General features: G+C 57.0%; 18 protein-coding genes. 8 read left to right on the top strand and 10 right to left on the bottom strand.

Annotation, left to right across the window (positions count from 1 at the left end; genetic code table 11):
- Positions 1–127: 127 nt before the first annotated feature.
- The 4 genes from pssA to A3GO_RS0120850 form a co-directional block, all read right to left on the bottom strand.
- A complete protein-coding gene (gene pssA, locus A3GO_RS24900; protein ID WP_051302749.1) occupies positions 128–919 on the bottom strand; it encodes a CDP-diacylglycerol--serine O-phosphatidyltransferase in 792 nt (263 codons plus the stop codon).
- A 157-nt stretch (positions 920–1,076) separates the two neighbouring features.
- Positions 1,077–2,087, bottom strand: coding sequence for a ketol-acid reductoisomerase (ilvC, locus tag A3GO_RS0120860; RefSeq protein WP_029135046.1), 1,011 nt, complete (start codon positions 2,085–2,087; stop codon positions 1,077–1,079).
- Between the two features lie 102 nt (positions 2,088–2,189).
- Complete coding sequence (gene ilvN / locus A3GO_RS0120855; protein ID WP_029135045.1) at positions 2,190–2,681, bottom strand: acetolactate synthase small subunit; 492 nt, start codon at positions 2,679–2,681, stop codon at positions 2,190–2,192.
- A 2-nt stretch (positions 2,682–2,683) separates the two neighbouring features.
- Positions 2,684–4,402, bottom strand: a complete 1,719-nt coding sequence (locus tag A3GO_RS0120850) for an acetolactate synthase 3 large subunit (protein WP_029135044.1) — start codon at positions 4,400–4,402, stop codon at positions 2,684–2,686.
- A 383-nt stretch (positions 4,403–4,785) separates the two neighbouring features.
- On the opposite strand from A3GO_RS0120850, the gene A3GO_RS0120845 reads away from it, so the two are divergent.
- Positions 4,786–5,238, top strand: a complete 453-nt coding sequence (locus A3GO_RS0120845) for a DUF4124 domain-containing protein (protein WP_029135043.1) — start codon at positions 4,786–4,788, stop codon at positions 5,236–5,238.
- A gap of 236 nt (positions 5,239–5,474) precedes the next feature.
- Here the strand turns inward: A3GO_RS0120845 and A3GO_RS0120840 are convergent, their stop codons facing one another.
- Positions 5,475–7,436, bottom strand: a complete 1,962-nt coding sequence (locus A3GO_RS0120840) for an EAL domain-containing protein (protein ID WP_029135042.1) — start codon at positions 7,434–7,436, stop codon at positions 5,475–5,477.
- Between the two features lie 79 nt (positions 7,437–7,515).
- The gene (locus A3GO_RS0120835; RefSeq protein ID WP_051302799.1) at positions 7,516–8,133 is read right to left on the bottom strand and encodes a transglutaminase-like cysteine peptidase; all 618 of its coding nucleotides are present in this window, start codon (positions 8,131–8,133) and stop codon (positions 7,516–7,518) included.
- A 257-nt stretch (positions 8,134–8,390) separates the two neighbouring features.
- Here A3GO_RS0120835 and A3GO_RS0120830 point away from each other — a divergent pair, with 257 nt between their 5' ends.
- From A3GO_RS0120830 to A3GO_RS0120815, 4 genes are all read left to right on the top strand, one after another.
- Complete coding sequence (locus A3GO_RS0120830; RefSeq protein ID WP_029135040.1) at positions 8,391–10,115, top strand: proline--tRNA ligase; 1,725 nt, start codon at positions 8,391–8,393, stop codon at positions 10,113–10,115.
- Between the two features lie 63 nt (positions 10,116–10,178).
- Positions 10,179–10,694, top strand: coding sequence for a 3-hydroxyacyl-[acyl-carrier-protein] dehydratase FabA (gene fabA / locus A3GO_RS0120825; protein WP_029135039.1), 516 nt, complete (start codon positions 10,179–10,181; stop codon positions 10,692–10,694).
- Positions 10,695–11,043: 349 nt separating this feature from the next.
- Positions 11,044–11,889, top strand: a complete 846-nt coding sequence (cpdA, locus tag A3GO_RS24895; protein ID WP_084610308.1) for a 3',5'-cyclic-AMP phosphodiesterase — start codon at positions 11,044–11,046, stop codon at positions 11,887–11,889.
- Between the two features lie 122 nt (positions 11,890–12,011).
- Positions 12,012–12,941, top strand: coding sequence for a hypothetical protein (locus A3GO_RS0120815; protein WP_157606893.1), 930 nt, complete (start codon positions 12,012–12,014; stop codon positions 12,939–12,941).
- Between the two features lie 42 nt (positions 12,942–12,983).
- Here A3GO_RS0120815 and A3GO_RS0120810 read toward each other — a convergent pair whose 3' ends face one another.
- Genes A3GO_RS0120810 through A3GO_RS24885 form a run of 3 tightly spaced genes read right to left on the bottom strand, consistent with a single transcriptional unit; the run spans position 12,984 to position 15,068 of the window.
- Positions 12,984–13,241, bottom strand: coding sequence for an acylphosphatase (locus A3GO_RS0120810; protein WP_051302747.1), 258 nt, complete (start codon positions 13,239–13,241; stop codon positions 12,984–12,986).
- A gap of 21 nt (positions 13,242–13,262) precedes the next feature.
- On the bottom strand, positions 13,263–13,766 hold the full coding sequence (locus A3GO_RS24890) for a TlpA disulfide reductase family protein (RefSeq protein ID WP_051302745.1): 504 nt from the start codon (positions 13,764–13,766) through the stop codon (positions 13,263–13,265).
- 12 nt (positions 13,767–13,778) lie between these two features.
- Positions 13,779–15,068, bottom strand: a complete 1,290-nt coding sequence (locus tag A3GO_RS24885; protein ID WP_169720433.1) for a virulence factor BrkB family protein — start codon at positions 15,066–15,068, stop codon at positions 13,779–13,781.
- A 424-nt stretch (positions 15,069–15,492) separates the two neighbouring features.
- Between A3GO_RS24885 and arsC the strand changes: the two genes are divergently transcribed.
- Genes arsC through hda form a run of 3 tightly spaced genes read left to right on the top strand, consistent with a single transcriptional unit; the run spans position 15,493 to position 17,162 of the window.
- Entirely contained in the window at positions 15,493–15,840 is a 348-nt protein-coding gene (gene arsC, locus A3GO_RS0120795) for an arsenate reductase (glutaredoxin) (RefSeq protein WP_029135036.1), read from the top strand.
- Complete coding sequence (gene wrbA / locus A3GO_RS0120790) at positions 15,840–16,439, top strand: NAD(P)H:quinone oxidoreductase (RefSeq protein WP_029135035.1); 600 nt, start codon at positions 15,840–15,842, stop codon at positions 16,437–16,439. Before arsC ends, wrbA begins: the two co-directional genes overlap by 1 nt.
- Before the next feature lie 3 nt (positions 16,440–16,442).
- A complete protein-coding gene (gene hda / locus A3GO_RS0120785) occupies positions 16,443–17,162 on the top strand; it encodes a DnaA regulatory inactivator Hda (protein WP_029135034.1) in 720 nt (239 codons plus the stop codon).
- Positions 17,163–17,167: 5 nt separating this feature from the next.
- Here the strand turns inward: hda and A3GO_RS0120780 are convergent, their stop codons facing one another.
- On the bottom strand, positions 17,168–17,725 hold the full coding sequence (locus A3GO_RS0120780) for a CDP-alcohol phosphatidyltransferase family protein (RefSeq protein ID WP_321527739.1): 558 nt from the start codon (positions 17,723–17,725) through the stop codon (positions 17,168–17,170).
- Positions 17,726–17,732: the final 7 nt, after the last annotated feature.

Raw genomic sequence — 17,732 nt, 5'->3', positions numbered from 1 at the left:
AGTGTGCGTTGAATGGTTTCATCGGTGTCCTGTACCTGGATCTCGCTCGAATATACCGCAAGGTTTTCCTGTTGCCAAGCGCTGGGATATTTACCTTACGCAATATCGGGGTGATCCCGCCATCACCTCACTCTTCCGGATGCTCCTCTTGTTTCGACGGCGTATCACTTCTCTGTGCCGCCCGTCGTTCCGCTCTGCGTTGCTGTAGATAGCGCAGGGTCAACACCGGTCCGGAGATCGCGTAGACCATGAACAGGACGAACAGCACCGTCGGCGGCTGGCTGATCACCACCGCCAGCACCAGCATCATCACCACGACCGTCATGAAGGGGATCTTGCCCTTGAAATCGATCTCCTTGAAGCTGTTGTAGCGCACATTGCTGACCATCAACAGACCGGCCGCCAGGGTAATGAAGCAGGCCAGATAGGAGACATCGACACCCTGGATCTGGTATTCGACGGCGACCCAGACACTGCCAGCCAGAATGGCGGCGGCGGCAGGGCTCGGCAAACCCTGAAAATAACGCTTGTCGGCCGTGCCCACCTGGGTATTGAAACGGGCCAGACGCAGCGCCGCACCGGCAGTATAGATAAAGGCGGCCAACCAGCCGAGCTTGCCCAGGTTGTTCAGGGACCAGACATAGATCACCAGCGAGGGGGCCAGTCCGAATGCCACCATATCGGAGAGACTGTCATATTCGGCACCAAAGGCGGTCTGGGTATTGGTCATGCGCGCCACCCGACCATCCAGCCCGTCCATCACCATGGCCACGAAAATGGCCACGGCGGCATGCTCGAACTTGCCGTTCATGGCAGCCAGCACGGCATAAAATCCACTGAACAGGGCAGCCGTGGTGAACAGATTGGGCAACAGATAGATGCCACGGCTACGTTTCTGCTGCGGAGGGGTCTCCGGCATGGCTTGCTTTCCTGTTTTGGTTAAACTGGCCTGATTATAAAGGAGTTATCAGGCAAAGACAGTAATCGGCCGGACCAATCCGGGCAATTTCCCAAACAAAAAACCGCAGGTTGCACGACCGGCAACCTGCGGTTCTTATCAAGCAGATGTGATCAGATCAGTTCTTGGACTTGTCCACGATCTTCTTGATCCACGGCATCATGCTGCGCAGACGCTCACCCACCACCTCGATGTCGTGGGCCGCGTTCAGACGCCGCATGGCAGTCATCTCGGGATAGTTGGACTGACCTTCACTGATGAAGCGCTTGGCGTAGTTACCGGTCTGGATGTTCTTCAGGCACTCGCGCATGGCCGCCCGGCTCTCGTCATTGATCACCTTGGAGCCGGTCACGTACTCACCATACTCCGCATTGTTGGAGATGGAGTAGTTCATGTTGGCGATACCGCCCTCGTACATCAGATCGACAATCAACTTCAGCTCGTGCAGACACTCGAAGTAGGCCATCTCAGGGGCATACCCGGCTTCTGTAAGGGTTTCGAATCCGGCCTTGACCAGCTCTACAGCACCACCGCAGAGTACCGCCTGCTCACCGAACAGGTCGGTTTCGGTCTCGTCCTTGAAGGTGGTTTCGATAATACCGGTGCGACCGCCGCCGATGGCGGAGGCGTAGGAGAGGGCAATATCCTTGGCCTGACCGCTGGCATCCTGGTAGATGGCGATCAGGTCCGGGATACCACCGCCACGCTCGAATTCTGAACGCACGGTATGGCCAGGTGCCTTGGGCGCGATCATGATCACATCCAGATCGGCGCGCGGCACCACCTGGTTGTAGTGGATGGCAAATCCGTGGGCGAAGGCCAGGGTAGCACCCTGTTTCAGATGCGGCTCCAGCTGATCCCGGTAGAGTACCGACTGGAATTCGTCCGGCGTCAGCACCATCACCAAATCAGCCTCAGCGACCGCCTCTTCCACGCTCTTTACCTTCAACCCGGCATTCTCCGCCTTGACGGCGGAGGCGGAACCGGCGCGCAGGGCGACGGTAACATCGACACCGGAGTCTTTCAGGTTGTTGGCATGGGCATGGCCCTGGGAGCCGTAACCTACAATCGTGACCTTTTTACCCTGGATCAGAGAGAGGTCGGCGTCTTTGTCGTAATAGATGTTCATGGTCATTTCAGTAGTACCTTCAAAAAATAGCTTCTATCCAGGGACACACCAGCCAGCATGTCTATTCAATGTTGTTATTCTATTCGGCCCGCATAATCGCAATCAGAGGCTAAGGCCCTTGGCGCCACGGGAGATGCCGGACGGTCCGGTACGGACCACCTCGACAACCAGATCCTCTTCCACGGCATTGACGAAAGCATCCAGCTTGCTCGCCTGCCCGGTCATCTCGATCAGATAGCTGGAGTCGGTGACATCGATAATCTTACCGCGAAAGATATCCACCAACCGCTTGATCTCATCACGCTGGGTCTTTTCGGCTTTCACCTTGATCAGCATCATCTCCCTTTCCACATGGGGGCCTTCGGAGAGGTCCAGCAGCTTGACCACTTCCACCAGCTTGTTCAACTGCTTGGTGATCTGTTCGATGATGTTCTCATCCCCACTGGTTACCAGGGTCATGCGTGAAAGGGAGGCATCCTCGGTCGGCGCCACCGTCAGGGATTCAATATTGTAGCCGCGGGCAGAAAACAGCCCGGCCACCCGTGAGAGCGCCCCGGCTTCATTCTCCATCAGAATTGAAATTATATGTCTCATGGTTAGACCAGCTCACTTTTTGGGGGAAGATACATCTCGTGGTGGCCCTTGCCCGCCTGGATCATCGGGTAGACATTTTCCGTGGGATCAACCACCACATCCATAAACACCAGACGGTCCTTCAGGTCAAAGGCCTCTTTCATCGCCCCCTCCAGATCCTGCGGACGCTCGATCTTCATGCCCACATGACCAAAGCTCTCGGCCAGTTTCACAAAGTCCGGTAGCGCATCCACATAGGAGTGTGAGTAGCGTCCGTCATAGAAAAATTCCTGCCACTGACGCACCATGCCCATATAACCGTTGTTCAGCAGCATGATCTTGATCGGCAGGTCATGTTGCTTGCAGGTAGCCAGCTCCTGGATACACATCTGGATACTGGCCTCGCCGGTGACCAGCGCCACATCTGCGCCGGGATGGGCAATCTGGATGCCCATGGCAGCCGGCAGACCGAACCCCATGGTACCGAGTCCACCAGAGTTGACCCAGCGCCGCGGCTTGTCAAAACCGTAAAACTGGGCCGCAAACATCTGATGCTGTCCCACATCCGAGGCGACAAAGGCGTCACCCCGGGTAATTTTGTGCAGGGTCTCTACCGCAAACTGCGGCTTGATCTGCGCGTGGTTTCTGTCGTAACTGAGACAGTCGGCGCCACGCCAGCTATCAATCTGTGCCCACCATTTCTTCAATGCCGCGCTATTGGGGCGCTTCTTGCCCTCCTTGAGAATCCGCAGCATATCCTGCAGCACCGACTTCACCGGCCCCACGATCGGCACATCGACCCGGACATTCTTGGAAATGGAAGAGGGATCTATATCCACATGAATGATCTTGGCATTCGGGCAGAAGTGGGCGATATGCCCGGTGACACGGTCATCGAAGCGCGCCCCGATGGCAATCAGCACGTCGGTATCGTGCATAGCCATATTGGCCTCATAGGTACCGTGCATACCCAGCATACCAATGAACTGCTTGTCACTGGATGGATATGCGCCAAGACCCATCAGGGTATTGGTGATCGGAAAACCGAGCTCCCGGGTCAACTCGGTCAGCTCCTCGCTGGCATCACCCAGCACCACGCCACCACCGGTGTAGAACACCGGTCGCTCGGCGCTCAACATCAGATTGACCGCCTTTTTGATCTGCCCCAGGTGCCCCTTGAGCACCGGGTTGTAGGAGCGCATCTTGATTTTCTTGGGATAGTCGTAAGGGATCTTTTTATTGGGATCGGTAATATCCTTGGGAATATCCACCACGACCGGACCCGGCCTGCCAGAGGTAGCAATATAAAATGCTTTCTTCATGGTTTCGGCGATATCCCTGACATCCTTGATCAGGAAATTGTGCTTCACGCAGGGACGGGTGATACCGACCGTGTCCACTTCCTGGAAGGCGTCGCTGCCGATAAAGGGCGTCGGCACCTGGCCGGTGAGCACCACCATGGGAACAGAATCCATGAATGCCGTGGCAATACCGGTCACTGCATTGGTCGCACCGGGTCCCGAGGTTACCAGCGCAACACCCGGCTTGCCGGTCGATCGGGCATAGCCATCTGCGGCATGGGTTGCCGCCTGTTCATGCCGCACCAGTATATGCTTGACAAAATCCTGCTTGAACAGCGCATCATAGATATGGAGCACCGCCCCGCCAGGATAACCAAACACATGCTCAACGCCTTCGTCTTTCAAACACTGAATGACGATCTCGGCACCACTCAATTCCACAAATAACCTCCCAACCAACCGGTTTACGGGCTTTTACCACGCCGGTCGGCACAATGTACAAGGGAAAAATCGAACGGTACAAATTACTCATATACGTCAGACAGGTCAAGCTACAAAGGCGATGAGCGGGAAGTATGGGCGCGATTCGGCCAGATCGCACGACCACGCCGGTTAATACACATTATTCATGCGGTAATTAACAACACCACCAGTATCACTAATCGCTGCCCGATCGGTACTAGCTCAATTTTTCCACGCGACTTCCAGGTATTAATCACAGCCATTGAAAAGCACTGTTTTGCGAAATCCATCCTTGCTGACCCCGAACGCAAACCCTACAATGACGGCGACCTCCCATAAACAATATAACAAGGATGATGCGCATGATTATCCGAACACTGTTGCCCTTGGTGCTGGCAATCTCCTGGACCGGGGCAGCCGATGCTCGCATGTACCGTTGGGTTGACGAGAACGGCACCACTGTCTACTCACAATCCCCCCCGGCATCGGGTGAAGCGGCCGAAGTAAAGATCAACACCTCCACATCGACTCCCCGGAAACAACCGGCCACCGATGTCGCGACCCAATCCGGCGATCCATCCCAGGAAAGTGCGGGGAAACCGGCGAATGGCCCCAGCAAGGAGGAGATCGCCGAATCCAACAAGATAAAATCGGAAAACTGTGCCGCCGCCCAACACAACCTCAACCTGTATACCAGTCTCGGAAATAAACTGGTAAAGACGCCGGACGGTCTTTATAAGCGCCTCACGGAGGAAGAGCGTCAGCAGAAGATTGAACAGAGCAAGGCGCAGATCTCTGAGTTTTGTGACAAATAGTCAGCTTAGGATATTCCCTACAGATCGACCGTGCTCGCCCTACAGACAACGCCGACCAACCTGTCCAAACTCTAACCACCGTCAACAAGGAAGGCCAAGGATCGGCAATACTCTCCAAGGATGGGCGAAAGGACTCCACCTTCCGCCATAAAGAATTTGACGGTGACCCTGAAGGCATGGATGTCTTCGGGGTCTTTTATTTTGACCTGATAAAGTTTTAGAACCGGGAACACCCCCTATTCAGGCCGACCGATAAGGTAGCCCTGAGCGCCATCCACATGCAACGCCGGCAACAACGCCCAGACCGACTCGGTTTCAACCGCCTCCGCAATCACGACAATCTCCAGCCCATGGGCAATCTCCGCCAGGGCCTGCACAAAAAACTGATTATCCCTGCTTGCGTCGATGGAACGCATAAAACTGCCATCGATCTTGAGATAATCGATCTTTATGGAACGCAGGTAAGCCAGGGAACTGAAGCTCCTGCCGAAATGGTCGATTGAAAGCTTTGCACCAAAACCGCTGACCAGTTCCAACATCCCCATCACCTTGTCAAGCAAGGACACGACCCCATACTCCGGCAGTTCAAAGATGAGCCGCTGGGCCAAGGCACGGTGTTCCGCCAGCTTGCTTGCCAGCCACTCCATGAAACCGGCGCTGGTAATCGTATGCAGAGAGAGGTTGACCGCATAGTGGGCCCGGTCATCCGGAGAATTTTGCAGACGCCCCAGCAGTTGACTGATCACAGCCTTGTCGATTTCCGCCGTTAACTGCAGACGCTCCGCTTGAGGCATAAACAGGCCCGCGGTCAGCAGGGAACCCTGTTCGGGGTTGTCCAGATCCTGCGGAATCCTGACCAGCACTTCCCGATGCAACAGCCGTCCGTCGCTACACGAGACAACTGGTTGATATAGAAGCTGAATACAGTCGCGCTCCAGAGCCACCCCGATAAACTCCCGCCACTCCGTGGCGCCACTCACCTGGCCGGACTCAAGCTCGTCAGCCCGGCTCAGATGCCATTCATTGGCGCCCTTGCTCTGTGCGATACGCAACGCCATATCGGCTTCCGCCAGCAGCTCCGAGGCACTCTGGCAACCATCAAAGTAGCCGATACCGATATGTCCCACATCCGGATCATCCAACCTGCCGGTACTGTACAGCCCGGTCAGCGCTACCACCAACTGCTCGGCGAGCTGTGCGATCTGCTCACCGGTACACTCTTCAACGAGTAGTGCGAAATCAGCACCCGCAAGGTGGGCAAGCTGGCTTCTGGGCCACTGCTTCGACACTTTTTCCAACTCTTCTGCCGTCGATTCCAACAAGGCATCGCCAGCACTGTAACCCTGCTCGTCGTTATAGCGTTTAAAGTCCTTCAACTGCACCAGACAGAGTACCCCACGGGAAAAAACCTCGGTGGAATTGATCTGATTCACCAGCAAATCCATAAAGAACCGTTTGTTCGCCAGGCCGGTCACTGGATGCTGGTACGCCTGCTGTCTGAAACCGGCCGCGAGACGCTCCAATTCATCCAGCATCTGCCCTACCTTGGCGGACATCCGGTTCATCGCTTCGACAATACGGCGGATATCGGGTGTCCTGGGCAACGGCGCGAGGATTGGAAATTCACGATTACAAATGGCATCGGCCTGCCCCTCAACCGATTTGAGGGGCCGCAATACCCGCTTCAGCAGCAACACACCGACCAACAGGGCGAGCGCGGTACTGGCCAGAAACCAGCGCAGGGTGTCGGTAACGTTTTGCCAGAGCTGGCGATAGGCGTAACCCGGATGACTGCTGATCACCACCCTGCCGCGCTGCATCCAGCCATCCATCAATACCGCCTCGCCCTCCGGCGTTGTCAGCGGCAGCATATTGATAAACCATTCGGGCACATCTTCGAGCTGTACCGGCAACACCCGATCAACCAAAGGTTTGCCCTGCATATCCTCAATCCGGATTGAGCGATAGAATCCGCGATCAAATATGGCATCGGTCATCGAGGTCACGGTGGCGAGATCCATCTGCCCCAGATATGGTGAAATCGATAAACCCAGGGAAGTGGCGGCATCCTGGGCATGTGACTCAAGCTGTTTCTCCAGGTAGTCCCGGGTATTGTGCACGGTCACCAGGAAGGTCCCGAGAAACACCAGCAACAGAAGCGTGACGATCAGCGTCACCAGTTGTTTTGGCAAGGTCATAGTTGTACCCCCGGGTTGCTCACCCCGGGCCTCCACCTGTTATCAGGTTGTTTTGCCGACATAATGTGCAGACCACGCTTCATTGCACCATCTCCCTGGTCATTCTGGCTTGCAGGTCCTGCCACAGGCTGATTCTGCTGGACGAACCCACTTTCTCCCCTCGCCCCCGGCTCTTGGCCAGCCAGAGACCCTCTGCGTTGAAACTGTAGACCGGCGCCAGATCCCCGCGCTTGTCGGCAGAAAGAATCTGGCCATTAAGATTGTCCAGCACCAGGGGCACCCCACTCTCCTGCGGATAGTAGGTCAACACCATGTGCGCCTGGTTCAGCTCCAGCGCCTTGACATACATGATGCGCATTTTCTCTTCCGGCACACCCATCTCGCGCAGGGTAAAGTATTTGGCGATGGAGTAGTCTTCACAGTCGGCCTGCCCACGGCCCAGCGCCTCAACCGGCGTGGCCCAGTAATCCTCCTTGCCCCAGATATTCAGGTCGGATCTATAAGCCAGTCGATTAAAGAAGTCATTCACCAGGATCAACTTGTCGGTTTCACTGCCCTCCTGACGACTCTCCATCAAGGTCTGCCACTCACTCACCCTGCCCGCCGCCGGTTCCCCGTATTTCTGCTTTACCCACTGGATCAGCGACATGCTGACCAGGGATTCACCCGCCACCAAACCACCAAGCAGAAGCGTCATTGCCAATACTACCCAGCGCAGCCGATACCGCAGGCATTCGGACAGGGGGGCATAGCGATCTGTGACTGAGGTGATGAGCAATGGGCTACCGCCGGTGAAATCTAACGTCCAGTAGGTTTTTTCGGCAACCAGGGGGAATGCTGAAGCCGTGAATGGCAAAGATCCGGCCTGATGCAATGTACGTTATCCATTTGTCCCGGTCATGGCATACCGTTAGAATAAACGCCTTTTGCACCCACACCCCCTGGACACTGGACATGCGTACATCCCAATTTCCCCTTCAGACCGTAAAGGAGACCCCCTCCGACGCCGAGATCAGCAGTCATCAGCTGATGATCCGGGCCGGCATGATCCGCAAGCTCGCGGCCGGACTCTACACCTGGTTGCCGTTGGGTCTGAAAGTACTGCGCAAGATAGAATCCATTGTTCGGGAAGAGATGGATCGCTCCGGCGCCCTGGAGGTGCTAATGCCCTCCATCCAGCCGGCCGAGCTGTGGCAGGAGTCAGGACGCTGGGAGCAGTATGGCCCGGAGCTGCTGCGGCTCAATGACCGGCACAAGCGGGCGTTCTGTTACGGCCCCACCCATGAGGAGATCATTACCGAGCTGGCCCGTAACGAACTGCACAGCTACAAGCAGCTACCGGTCAACTTCTACCAGATCCAGACCAAGTTCCGCGACGAAATCAGACCCCGCTTCGGCGTCATGCGCGCGCGCGAGTTCCTGATGAAGGACGCCTACTCCTTCCATGTCGACCAGGAGTCGCTGCAGCAGACCTATGACCTGATGCATGAGACCTACAGCCGCATCTTCACCCGCTGTGGCCTGGATTTCAGGGCGGTACAGGCGGACAGCGGCAGCATCGGCGGCAGCGCCTCGAAAGAGTTCCACGTGCTGGCCGATTCCGGCGAGGACGCCATCGCCTTCTCCACCGAAAGCGATTATGCGGCCAATATTGAGACCGCCGAGGCCGTGGCGCTCGGCGGCGCACTCCCGGCACCGGCCGAGGAGCTGCGACTGGTCGACACGCCCGATACCCGAACCATCCAGGACCTGGTGGAGCAGTTCCGGCAACCGATCGAAAAGACCGTCAAGACCCTGATTGTGGCGGCGACCGAGGACTATGATTCGGAATTTGTTGCGTTGCTGGTGCGCGGCGACCATGAACTGAACGAGATCAAGGCGGAGAAGCTGCCCGAGGTGGCCGCGCCCCTCACCTTCGCCAGTGAGGAGCAGATCCGCGCCACTATCGGTGCAGGTCCCGGATCCCTCGGCCCGATCAACTTGCCGATACCCTGTATCATCGATCGCTCTGTCGCCCTCATTGCCGATTTCAGTGCGGGCGCCAACCAGGATGATAAACACTACTTCGGCATCAACTGGGAGCGTGATCTGCCTACTCCCAGGATCGTCGATATCCGTAACGTGCAGGAGGGTGATCCCAGCCCCGACGGCAAAGGGGTACTGACCATCGCCAGGGGTATTGAGGTGGGACATATTTTCCAGCTCGGCAACAAGTACAGCGCGGCGATGAAAGCCAGTGTACTGGATGAAAATGGCCGCAGCCTGATCATGGAGATGGGCTGCTACGGAATCGGCGTCTCCCGCGTCGTGGCGGCGGCCATCGAACAGAATCACGATGACAAGGGTATTATCTGGCCGGCGGCCATCGCCCCCTTCCAGGTTGCCCTCTGCCCCATGAAGATGGATAAATCGCATAGGGTACGCGAGGCCACCGAGCAGCTCTACCAGGAATTAACCTCGGCCGGCATTGAGGTGTTGCTGGATGATCGCGGCGCCCGTCCCGGTGCCATGTTTGCGGATATGGAGCTGATCGGCATACCACACCGGATTGTGATCGGCGAGCGCAGCCTGGATGAGGGCAAACTGGAATACCGTGGCAGAACCGACAATGACAACAGCATGATCGAAATCGAACGGATACTACCCTTCCTTCAGGAACAATTGAGCCCAAGGGCCTGAGGCAGAATAGATCAGGAACAATGGCCCACCCCTGAAGGCAATAACACGAGAGAAACTGGATCCATGGCTAAAGTAGAAAGTTTTACAAGAGAACAGTTGCTGGACTGCGGTTACGGCAGAATGTTTGGTGAGGGCAATGCTCAGCTGCCGGTCCCCAACATGCTGATGATGGACAGGATCACCCGGATTGCCGATGAAGGCGGCATTTACGGCAAGGGCGAGATTCAGGCCGAACTGGATATCACCCCGGATCTCTGGTTTTTTGAGTGTCACTTTCCAGGTGACCCGGTGATGCCGGGCTGTCTGGGACTGGACGCCATGTGGCAGGCTGTCGGCTTCTATCTGGCCTGGCTGGGCAATCCCGGACATGGCCGGGCGCTGGGCGTGGGCGAAGTGAAATTCACTGGACAGGTATTGCCCTCGGCTAAAAAGGTGACTTATCAGATCGATCTGAAGCGGGTCATCACCCGCCGTCTGGTGATGGGTGTGGCCGATGCGGTCATGAAAGTGGACGGACGGGAAATCTATACCGCAAAGGACCTACGGGTAGGCCTCTTCGTCTCTACCGATAATTTCTGAGTCTCTTCTAGAGGGAACCACCATCGAGGGTCAGGATACGCACATCAGGTCTGACCCTCTGCTTCGCCTCACCGCCAGGAGCTTTTGTGCAGGAAGCCACATCGCCCACCACCACTGTTTTGTGCCAGGCAGAGCGGGATATCGGTGTCCAGCCGTCCATCCCCATGGGTCCCGGGGCGCACCAGGGTGTCCCAGGAAGCAAATGTGATACAGTCCACAAAAAATCAGGTTTCAGGGAAAAAACCACTATACCGGGCCTTTATTGCCGCATTCATCACACCTATGCCGGATACAAAATTGCCCCCCATGCCTTAATATTTAGCTATACCGGTCGCAATCTGATTCCAATATGGCCCAAGACATCGTCAAGCTGAACAGCCAAAGCTCCAGGCCCGCCAATCAACAGCGGCCCATCCGGGTATTGCAGATTACTGACTGCCATCTGCACACCAGCCTGGATTGGAAGCTTGCCGGCATCAATACCCAGATCAGCTTCGAATGGGTAATGGCGCTTGCCGCACAGCAAAAATCACAGACCGATCTGTTGCTTTTGACCGGTGACCTGGTCCACGACGCCTCCGCTGTCGGCTATACGAGACTCCGAAACAGTGTCCAGGAATTCGGCATCAAGGCCTGTTGCCTGCCGGGAAACCATGACAATCCGGAAATGCTCACCAGGCATATGCGCGGTGGCCTGGTGGAAGTCCCCAAAGAGGTAAAACTGGGTAACTGGGTCATTATCATGCTCGACTCCACCCAGCCGCACTCCGAGGGTGGACACCTGAGTGACCGGGAGCTGCAGACCCTCGAACGCTCGTTGCGCGAAAATACCGATCGGCACGCACTCATTGCCCTGCACCACCATCCCGTCCATATTAACAGCGCCTGGATGGACAAGATGGCACTGGATAATCCCGAGCCTTTTCTCTCCATTCTCGATCACTATGACAACGCGAAAGGGGTGATCTGGGGACATATCCATCAGCCATTTGATGCCGAACACAACGGGGTCAGGATGATGGGAACACCCTCTACCTGTATCCAGTTCATCGAGAATCAGGACAAATTCGGTATCAGCACAGCTCCGCCGGGATTTCGCTGGCTGGAGCTGCTACCTGATGGCGGCATTAATAGTGGCATTGACCGGATTGCCGCACTCCCCCCCGGACTGGACCTGAAAACTGCCGGTTACTGAACCGGACCACGCCCCCGAACCTGCCGTCCAACAGCGACATGCGTCCCTTTTTCCGGTTATGATAACGCCAATGACAAGAGCCGGAGCGCCTGATCACCCGGCCATTTCAACGGAGTATAACCATGCAAAGGGTCTTCCACAGCGCCTTCTGCCTCACGCTTGTTATGACCAGCGCACTGGCGGATGGGTCTCACAACCCACCTGGCTACGATAGCTCCAACGGCTGGCGCCCCATTGATACGCCGACGGAATACAACACCTCCCAGCCTCAAGCGGACATCACCGGCCAGTCGCAGCAGCCATACCCCTCCAGCCCCGGCTATGCCGCCGAGCAGTATCCCGATCCGACACCTGGATATTATAGCGGAGAGGGCTTTCCCGGAGGGCCTGGGGCAACGGGACCCTACGACTACTACCAAGGTCAAGCGGAGCCCTATATCGAGTCACCCTATTATTACCCGTCAGACAATTTTGTACAGGAGTGGGGAGACCCGACGGCGCCCGCCTATCCCTACAGTTATTACCCGGCACCGGGCTATAACTATCCCTATTACTACCAGGAGGGAACCGCACCGGCATACAACCCCTATGCCCCACCCCAGGATTACCGCTATCCGCCAGTGCACGGTTATGGACAGGAGTCTTATACACCACCCCCAGCGACACCAGGTTATGAAAACAACTACTTTCAGGGGTATGGAAATAGCGGTTACGATACCCGCTACGGCACCACCGCGCCCTTAGCGCCCCAGCAACCGATGCAGATGTATGACGGCGCTGCGCCGACACCCGTTCCCCCGACGATGCTGGAGCCCTACCCTGCCTACGCCCAGCCACCCGCCTATCCGCAAGGTCAGAAACAACCGGCAGACCAGACTTACTCACCCCCGCCTCCCGTTTCATCGGACCGGGATAACAGGGCTCAGGATTGGGCGCAGCAGAACAGCTCGGCCCGGGATACCCCGGCAACGCAGTATCCAGGCTATCGGATCAATGGGGCGCCGGCCGTATTCAGGCCCTGGACGGACCCGGCGGATGAGCCTTCAGAGTAGCCGCGGCAATTGCCGGACGACGATAAATTGCCTTGACGGGCATTATCGAATTGAAAATTCGGCCAACTCCTGAACAGGGGCAGGCTCACTGGAAACACTTTCCACCCGAGCCTGGGCTGGCCCACGGGTCAGCCAGTTTCTCAACTGATCAACGGCATCGGCCTCACCACAGGCCAGCACCTCGACCCGACCATCAGGCAGGTTTCTGGCATAGCCGGTAATTTTCAGGCGCTCGGCCTCGAACCGGGTGGAGGCGCGAAAAAATACGCCCTGCACCTTTCCCGAGACCAGATATTGCATACAGATCGTCACTGGACACTCCTACTCTTTGTTATTTACCGGGGCCGGTTTTTCTGGCCGCACGCCCTGTACAATCAGTTGTTCAATCATCTCTGCAGTGAGCGGCCCGACATGCCGGGTGACCACCTCACCTTCCGGAGAGATGAGTATTGAGGTGGGCAGCACCGGAATCCTTCCAAAGGCAGTATAGCCATCGACAGGCGCCAGCAGGATGGGATAGCTGATGGACCGCTCAGCCAGAAAACCCTTGAGCCGCTCCGGCGCCATATCCTCCATGTTGATCCCGATGACCAGGGCATCACGCTCTTTATGCGCCAGATGGAAACGCTCCAACTCCGGCATCTCTTCGATACAGGGCGGACACCAGGTGGCCCAGAAATTGACCAGCAGCCACTTGCCGCGAAACTCCGCAAGCGACCGATCCCTGCCATCCAGATCAGGCAGGATAAAATCAATCGCCTGCGCAGCAGTCACACAGAGCAGCAATAACACAACCCCGATCAGCTGGCGCAGCCACCGCATCATGGCATCACCTCTTTAGATATTCTGTTGTTGTGTGTCATCGCTATCCAAAAGAAAAAGTTCATCCAGCGGCCTGGCCAGGGACTCTGACAGTGCCTGTTGTGCACGGCCAAGCACTTCGGCAAGTACCTGCTCGCAGGGCTGGACAGAATCACCAAGCCGCTCCGCGTCCGGCAGTTGCCCCGGCTGCACCAGATACAGATCGAGCAGCGTGACCCTCGTCGGGTCCCGCGCCAGCACCCAGCCACCGCTATCGGTACAGAACAGAAAGTTCGCCTCCTGCAGAAGTTGCAGCTGATCAGACAGTTGCTCCTCTCCGGCCTCCGGTAGCTGGTCGGCCAGCGCCTCCAGCGACCGGCTCTCACCTTCCCGCTGCGCCATCGACAACAGGCGCATCAGATGAAAGCGGACCAACAGCGGATCAGCCGAAAACCCGGCATGCGACAGGGGCCGCTTTGCCATAATAGCAAGACAACAACAGAACTCCGCACCCAGCAGGGTTATTGTCCAGGAGAGGTAAAGCCAGACCAGAAACAGGGGTATGACCGCCAACGCACCATAAATCATCTCGTAAGCGGGAAAAAGGGTGATGTAGTAGGCAAATATCCGTTTGGCCAATTCAAACAGCAGGGCCGCCAGCACGCCACCGGCTACGGCATGGGCCAGGGGAACCGGCTGATTGGGCACCACCAGGTAGAGCAGGCTGAAGGCGACCGCCGAGGCGATGGCCGGCGTTGCCCGAAGCAGGCCGCTGTCCGGGCCAAAGAGCTGGGCGGTATCGGACAATAACGGCATGGATACCAGGTAGGAGGTAACGGCCACACTCAAACCGATCAGTAGCGGCCCCAGGGTCAATATGGCCCAATAGACCATGAATCTGCTGAGTAGCCGACGCCGTTTGTCAATCCGCCAAATGCGGTTGAAGGCGCGTTCGATATTGGCCATCATCAGCAGTGCCGTGGCAATCAAAAAGACCAGTCCGGGTCCGGTCATGCGGGCCGCCTTCTGACTGAACTGATTCAGATACTGCTGTACAACCTCGCCGGAGGACGGCAGAAAATTGTTGAACACGAAGTTCTGCAGCTGCATCACCACCCGGTCGCCGACGGGAAAGGCTGTTAACAGCGCCAGGGAAACCGCCATCAGGGGCACCATTGACAACAGGCTGGTAAAAGTCAGCGCCGCTGCCGTGGGCAGCCCATGATCGGCAATGAAGCGGGAAAATATCAGAACACCAAACTGGCGCACCCGCCTCCATGCCATCAAGATACCGCCTGCCCCAACTTTCTCACTCTGTCCCATCATCTCACTCCGCCCGGCCATTCCATTACCTGATTACCCATCTTATTCTGCCGTATCCGGGATAAATCCTAGCCGCGAATAAGGGCGAATAATGTAATTTCGGAAACAGCTCTCCCGCTGACCTGGAGGATGCCGATTGTTTTCGGGCATGGATGCATCCCGGTTACCTCATGCGCCGGTGGCTATCTTTATGACTCTTCGCATGTATTGGCGATTATTCCACTTCATAAACCGTATTCCGAGCGTGGCTGGTCTGATGGACAGTCAAGTGAAAAACTCTTACGCCGGCTGTTGTCGGATCATACACCATACCCGTCGCTTTCCTTCCAGGACCGCTGTAAATAAGCATACTCGGCGGCGCTGTTTCAACACCGCGGGTTTGGTTACAATGGACAGCCGTTACCCGGACAGGAGCATCGAGATCGCCATGACGGTAAAGATCTATCACAATCCACAATGCAGCAAATCCCGCCAGACCCTGCAGATCCTGGAGGGTGAAGGCGTTGAAGCAGAGGTTATCGAGTATCTGAAACAGCCGCCCAGCAGGGAAGAGCTGACCGAAATCCTCAACGCACTGGGCCTGAAACCGCGTCAGCTGATGCGCCAGGGCGAGGCGGAATACCAGCAGGCCGGACTGGACAACCCGGAACTGTCGGATGAGCAGCTGATCCAGGCCATGCTGGAGCACCCGCGACTGATCGAACGCCCCATCGTGGTGAAGGATGGCAAAGTGGTCATCGGACGCCCGCCAGAACGCGTACTGGATATCCTCTGATGGCTGACATACTGGTGCTTTACTACAGCCGTTATGGCGCCACCGCCGAGATGGCCCGGCAGATTGCCCGGGGAGTGGAAGAGGTAGCGGAGATGCAGGCCAGGCTACGCACAGTGCCGCCGGTCTCCCCTGTCTGCGAGGCGACCGAACCGGCCGTTCCCGACAGCGGTGCACCCTATGTCACGATAGCCGATCTGGAGGCCTGCGCCGGACTCGCTCTGGGCAGCCCGACCCGGTTCGGTAACATGGCCGCGCCACTGAAGCATTTCATTGACAGCACCAGCTCACTCTGGCTGACCGGCGTCCTGGCAGGCAAACCGGCGGCCGTGTTCACCTCCACTTCCAGCATGCATGGCGGCCAGGAGACCACTCTCATCTCCATGATGCTGCCACTGTTGCACCACGGCATGCTGATAGCCGGACTCCCCTACAGTCAGACCGAGTTACTGCACACCACTTCCGGCGGCACACCTTACGGTCCAAGTCATCTCGCCGGTGTCGACAGCAAGCTGCCACTCACTGAAGATGAGAAACTGCTCTGCCGGGCGATGGGGAAAAGAGTGGCATCCATCGCCAAAAAACTGATCTCCACCCGGTAACCGATGCCAAAACAACTCGCCCTCGGACTCACACTGCCGGAGAGCACCAGCCTTGAGAGCTATCTCCCGGCTGCCAATCAGCAGGCAGTAGCCGATCTGGCTGCCTGCGCCAGGGGATCAGGTGAACCATTCATCTATCTCTGGGGTGCAACGCAAACCGGCAAAAGCCATCTGTTGCAGGCCGCCACGCAACTGGCCGACCAGGGCGGGCGGAGCGCCCTGTACATACCGCTGGATCAGGCCACGCAGCTGTCACCGGCTATTTTTGACGATTTGGAACAGATGGACCTGATCTGCCTGGATGGGGTTGAACTGATAGCCGGTCAGGCAGACTGGGAACAGGGTGTGTTCGGCCTGTTCAACCGACTCAGGGAACGGGACAAGTCCCTGCTGGTTGCCGCCCGCTGCAGCCCGCTGAACCTGCCAATCAGGTTACCCGACCTGTTGTCGCGCCTGAGCTGGGGTCTCTGTTATCAGCTGCAGCCACTGAATGATCAGGACAAGATTCAGGCCTTGAGCACAGCCGCAGCCGGACGTGGCCTGGCATTGAGTGACGAGACCGCCCGCTATATCCTCCGCCACACCCAGCGGGATATGGGCTCACTCAGACAGCTGCTGAGACAGCTTGATCAGGCGTCGCTCGAGGCGAAACGCGGACTGACAATCCCTTTCATCAAGACGTTTCTGGAACAGCAGACAGACCCACAAGCGGGCGGATTGTAACGAGGCTAGCGCTCTTTCTGATGCGCCATCGCCAGCCGGCTCCAGACCCAGACATAGTTCACCCCGCTGGCGACCGTCGTCGCCATAACCAGCCAGACCAGGCTAACTATCAGCACGGCGGGCAGCGCAACCAGTCCCCGATCCAGAACAACCGCCAGCACCAGGATAATCTGTGAAAAAGTATTTATTTTACTGAGAAAACTGGGATTGGCGGTCAGCTCCATCACCCGAAAATGGTACACCAGGGCACCGGTCACAATCACCAGATCACGCAGTATCACCAGCAGTACCAGCCAGACCGGAATGATACCGATCAGCGCCAGGGTCAGATAACTGGAGACCAGCAGCACCTTATCCGCCAGCGGATCCAGCAGGCCGCCGAGCTGGCTCTGCCAGCCGTAGTGTTTGGCCAGATAGCCATCCAGCCCGTCCGATATGCCCGCAATGGCAAACAGCACCAGCGCGACGCCAAACTGCTGCTCCAGCAACATCCAGACGACCGGTACCGATATAAAGATACGCAATATGCTGATCAGATTAGGTATATCTTCGCGTTTCAGCATCACTACT

It is taken from the genome of Sedimenticola selenatireducens DSM 17993, assembly GCF_000428045.1.
Taxonomy (GTDB): Bacteria; Pseudomonadota; Gammaproteobacteria; order Chromatiales; family Chromatiaceae; genus Sedimenticola; species Sedimenticola selenatireducens.
This window is presented reverse-complemented; position numbering and strand designations above follow the sequence as displayed.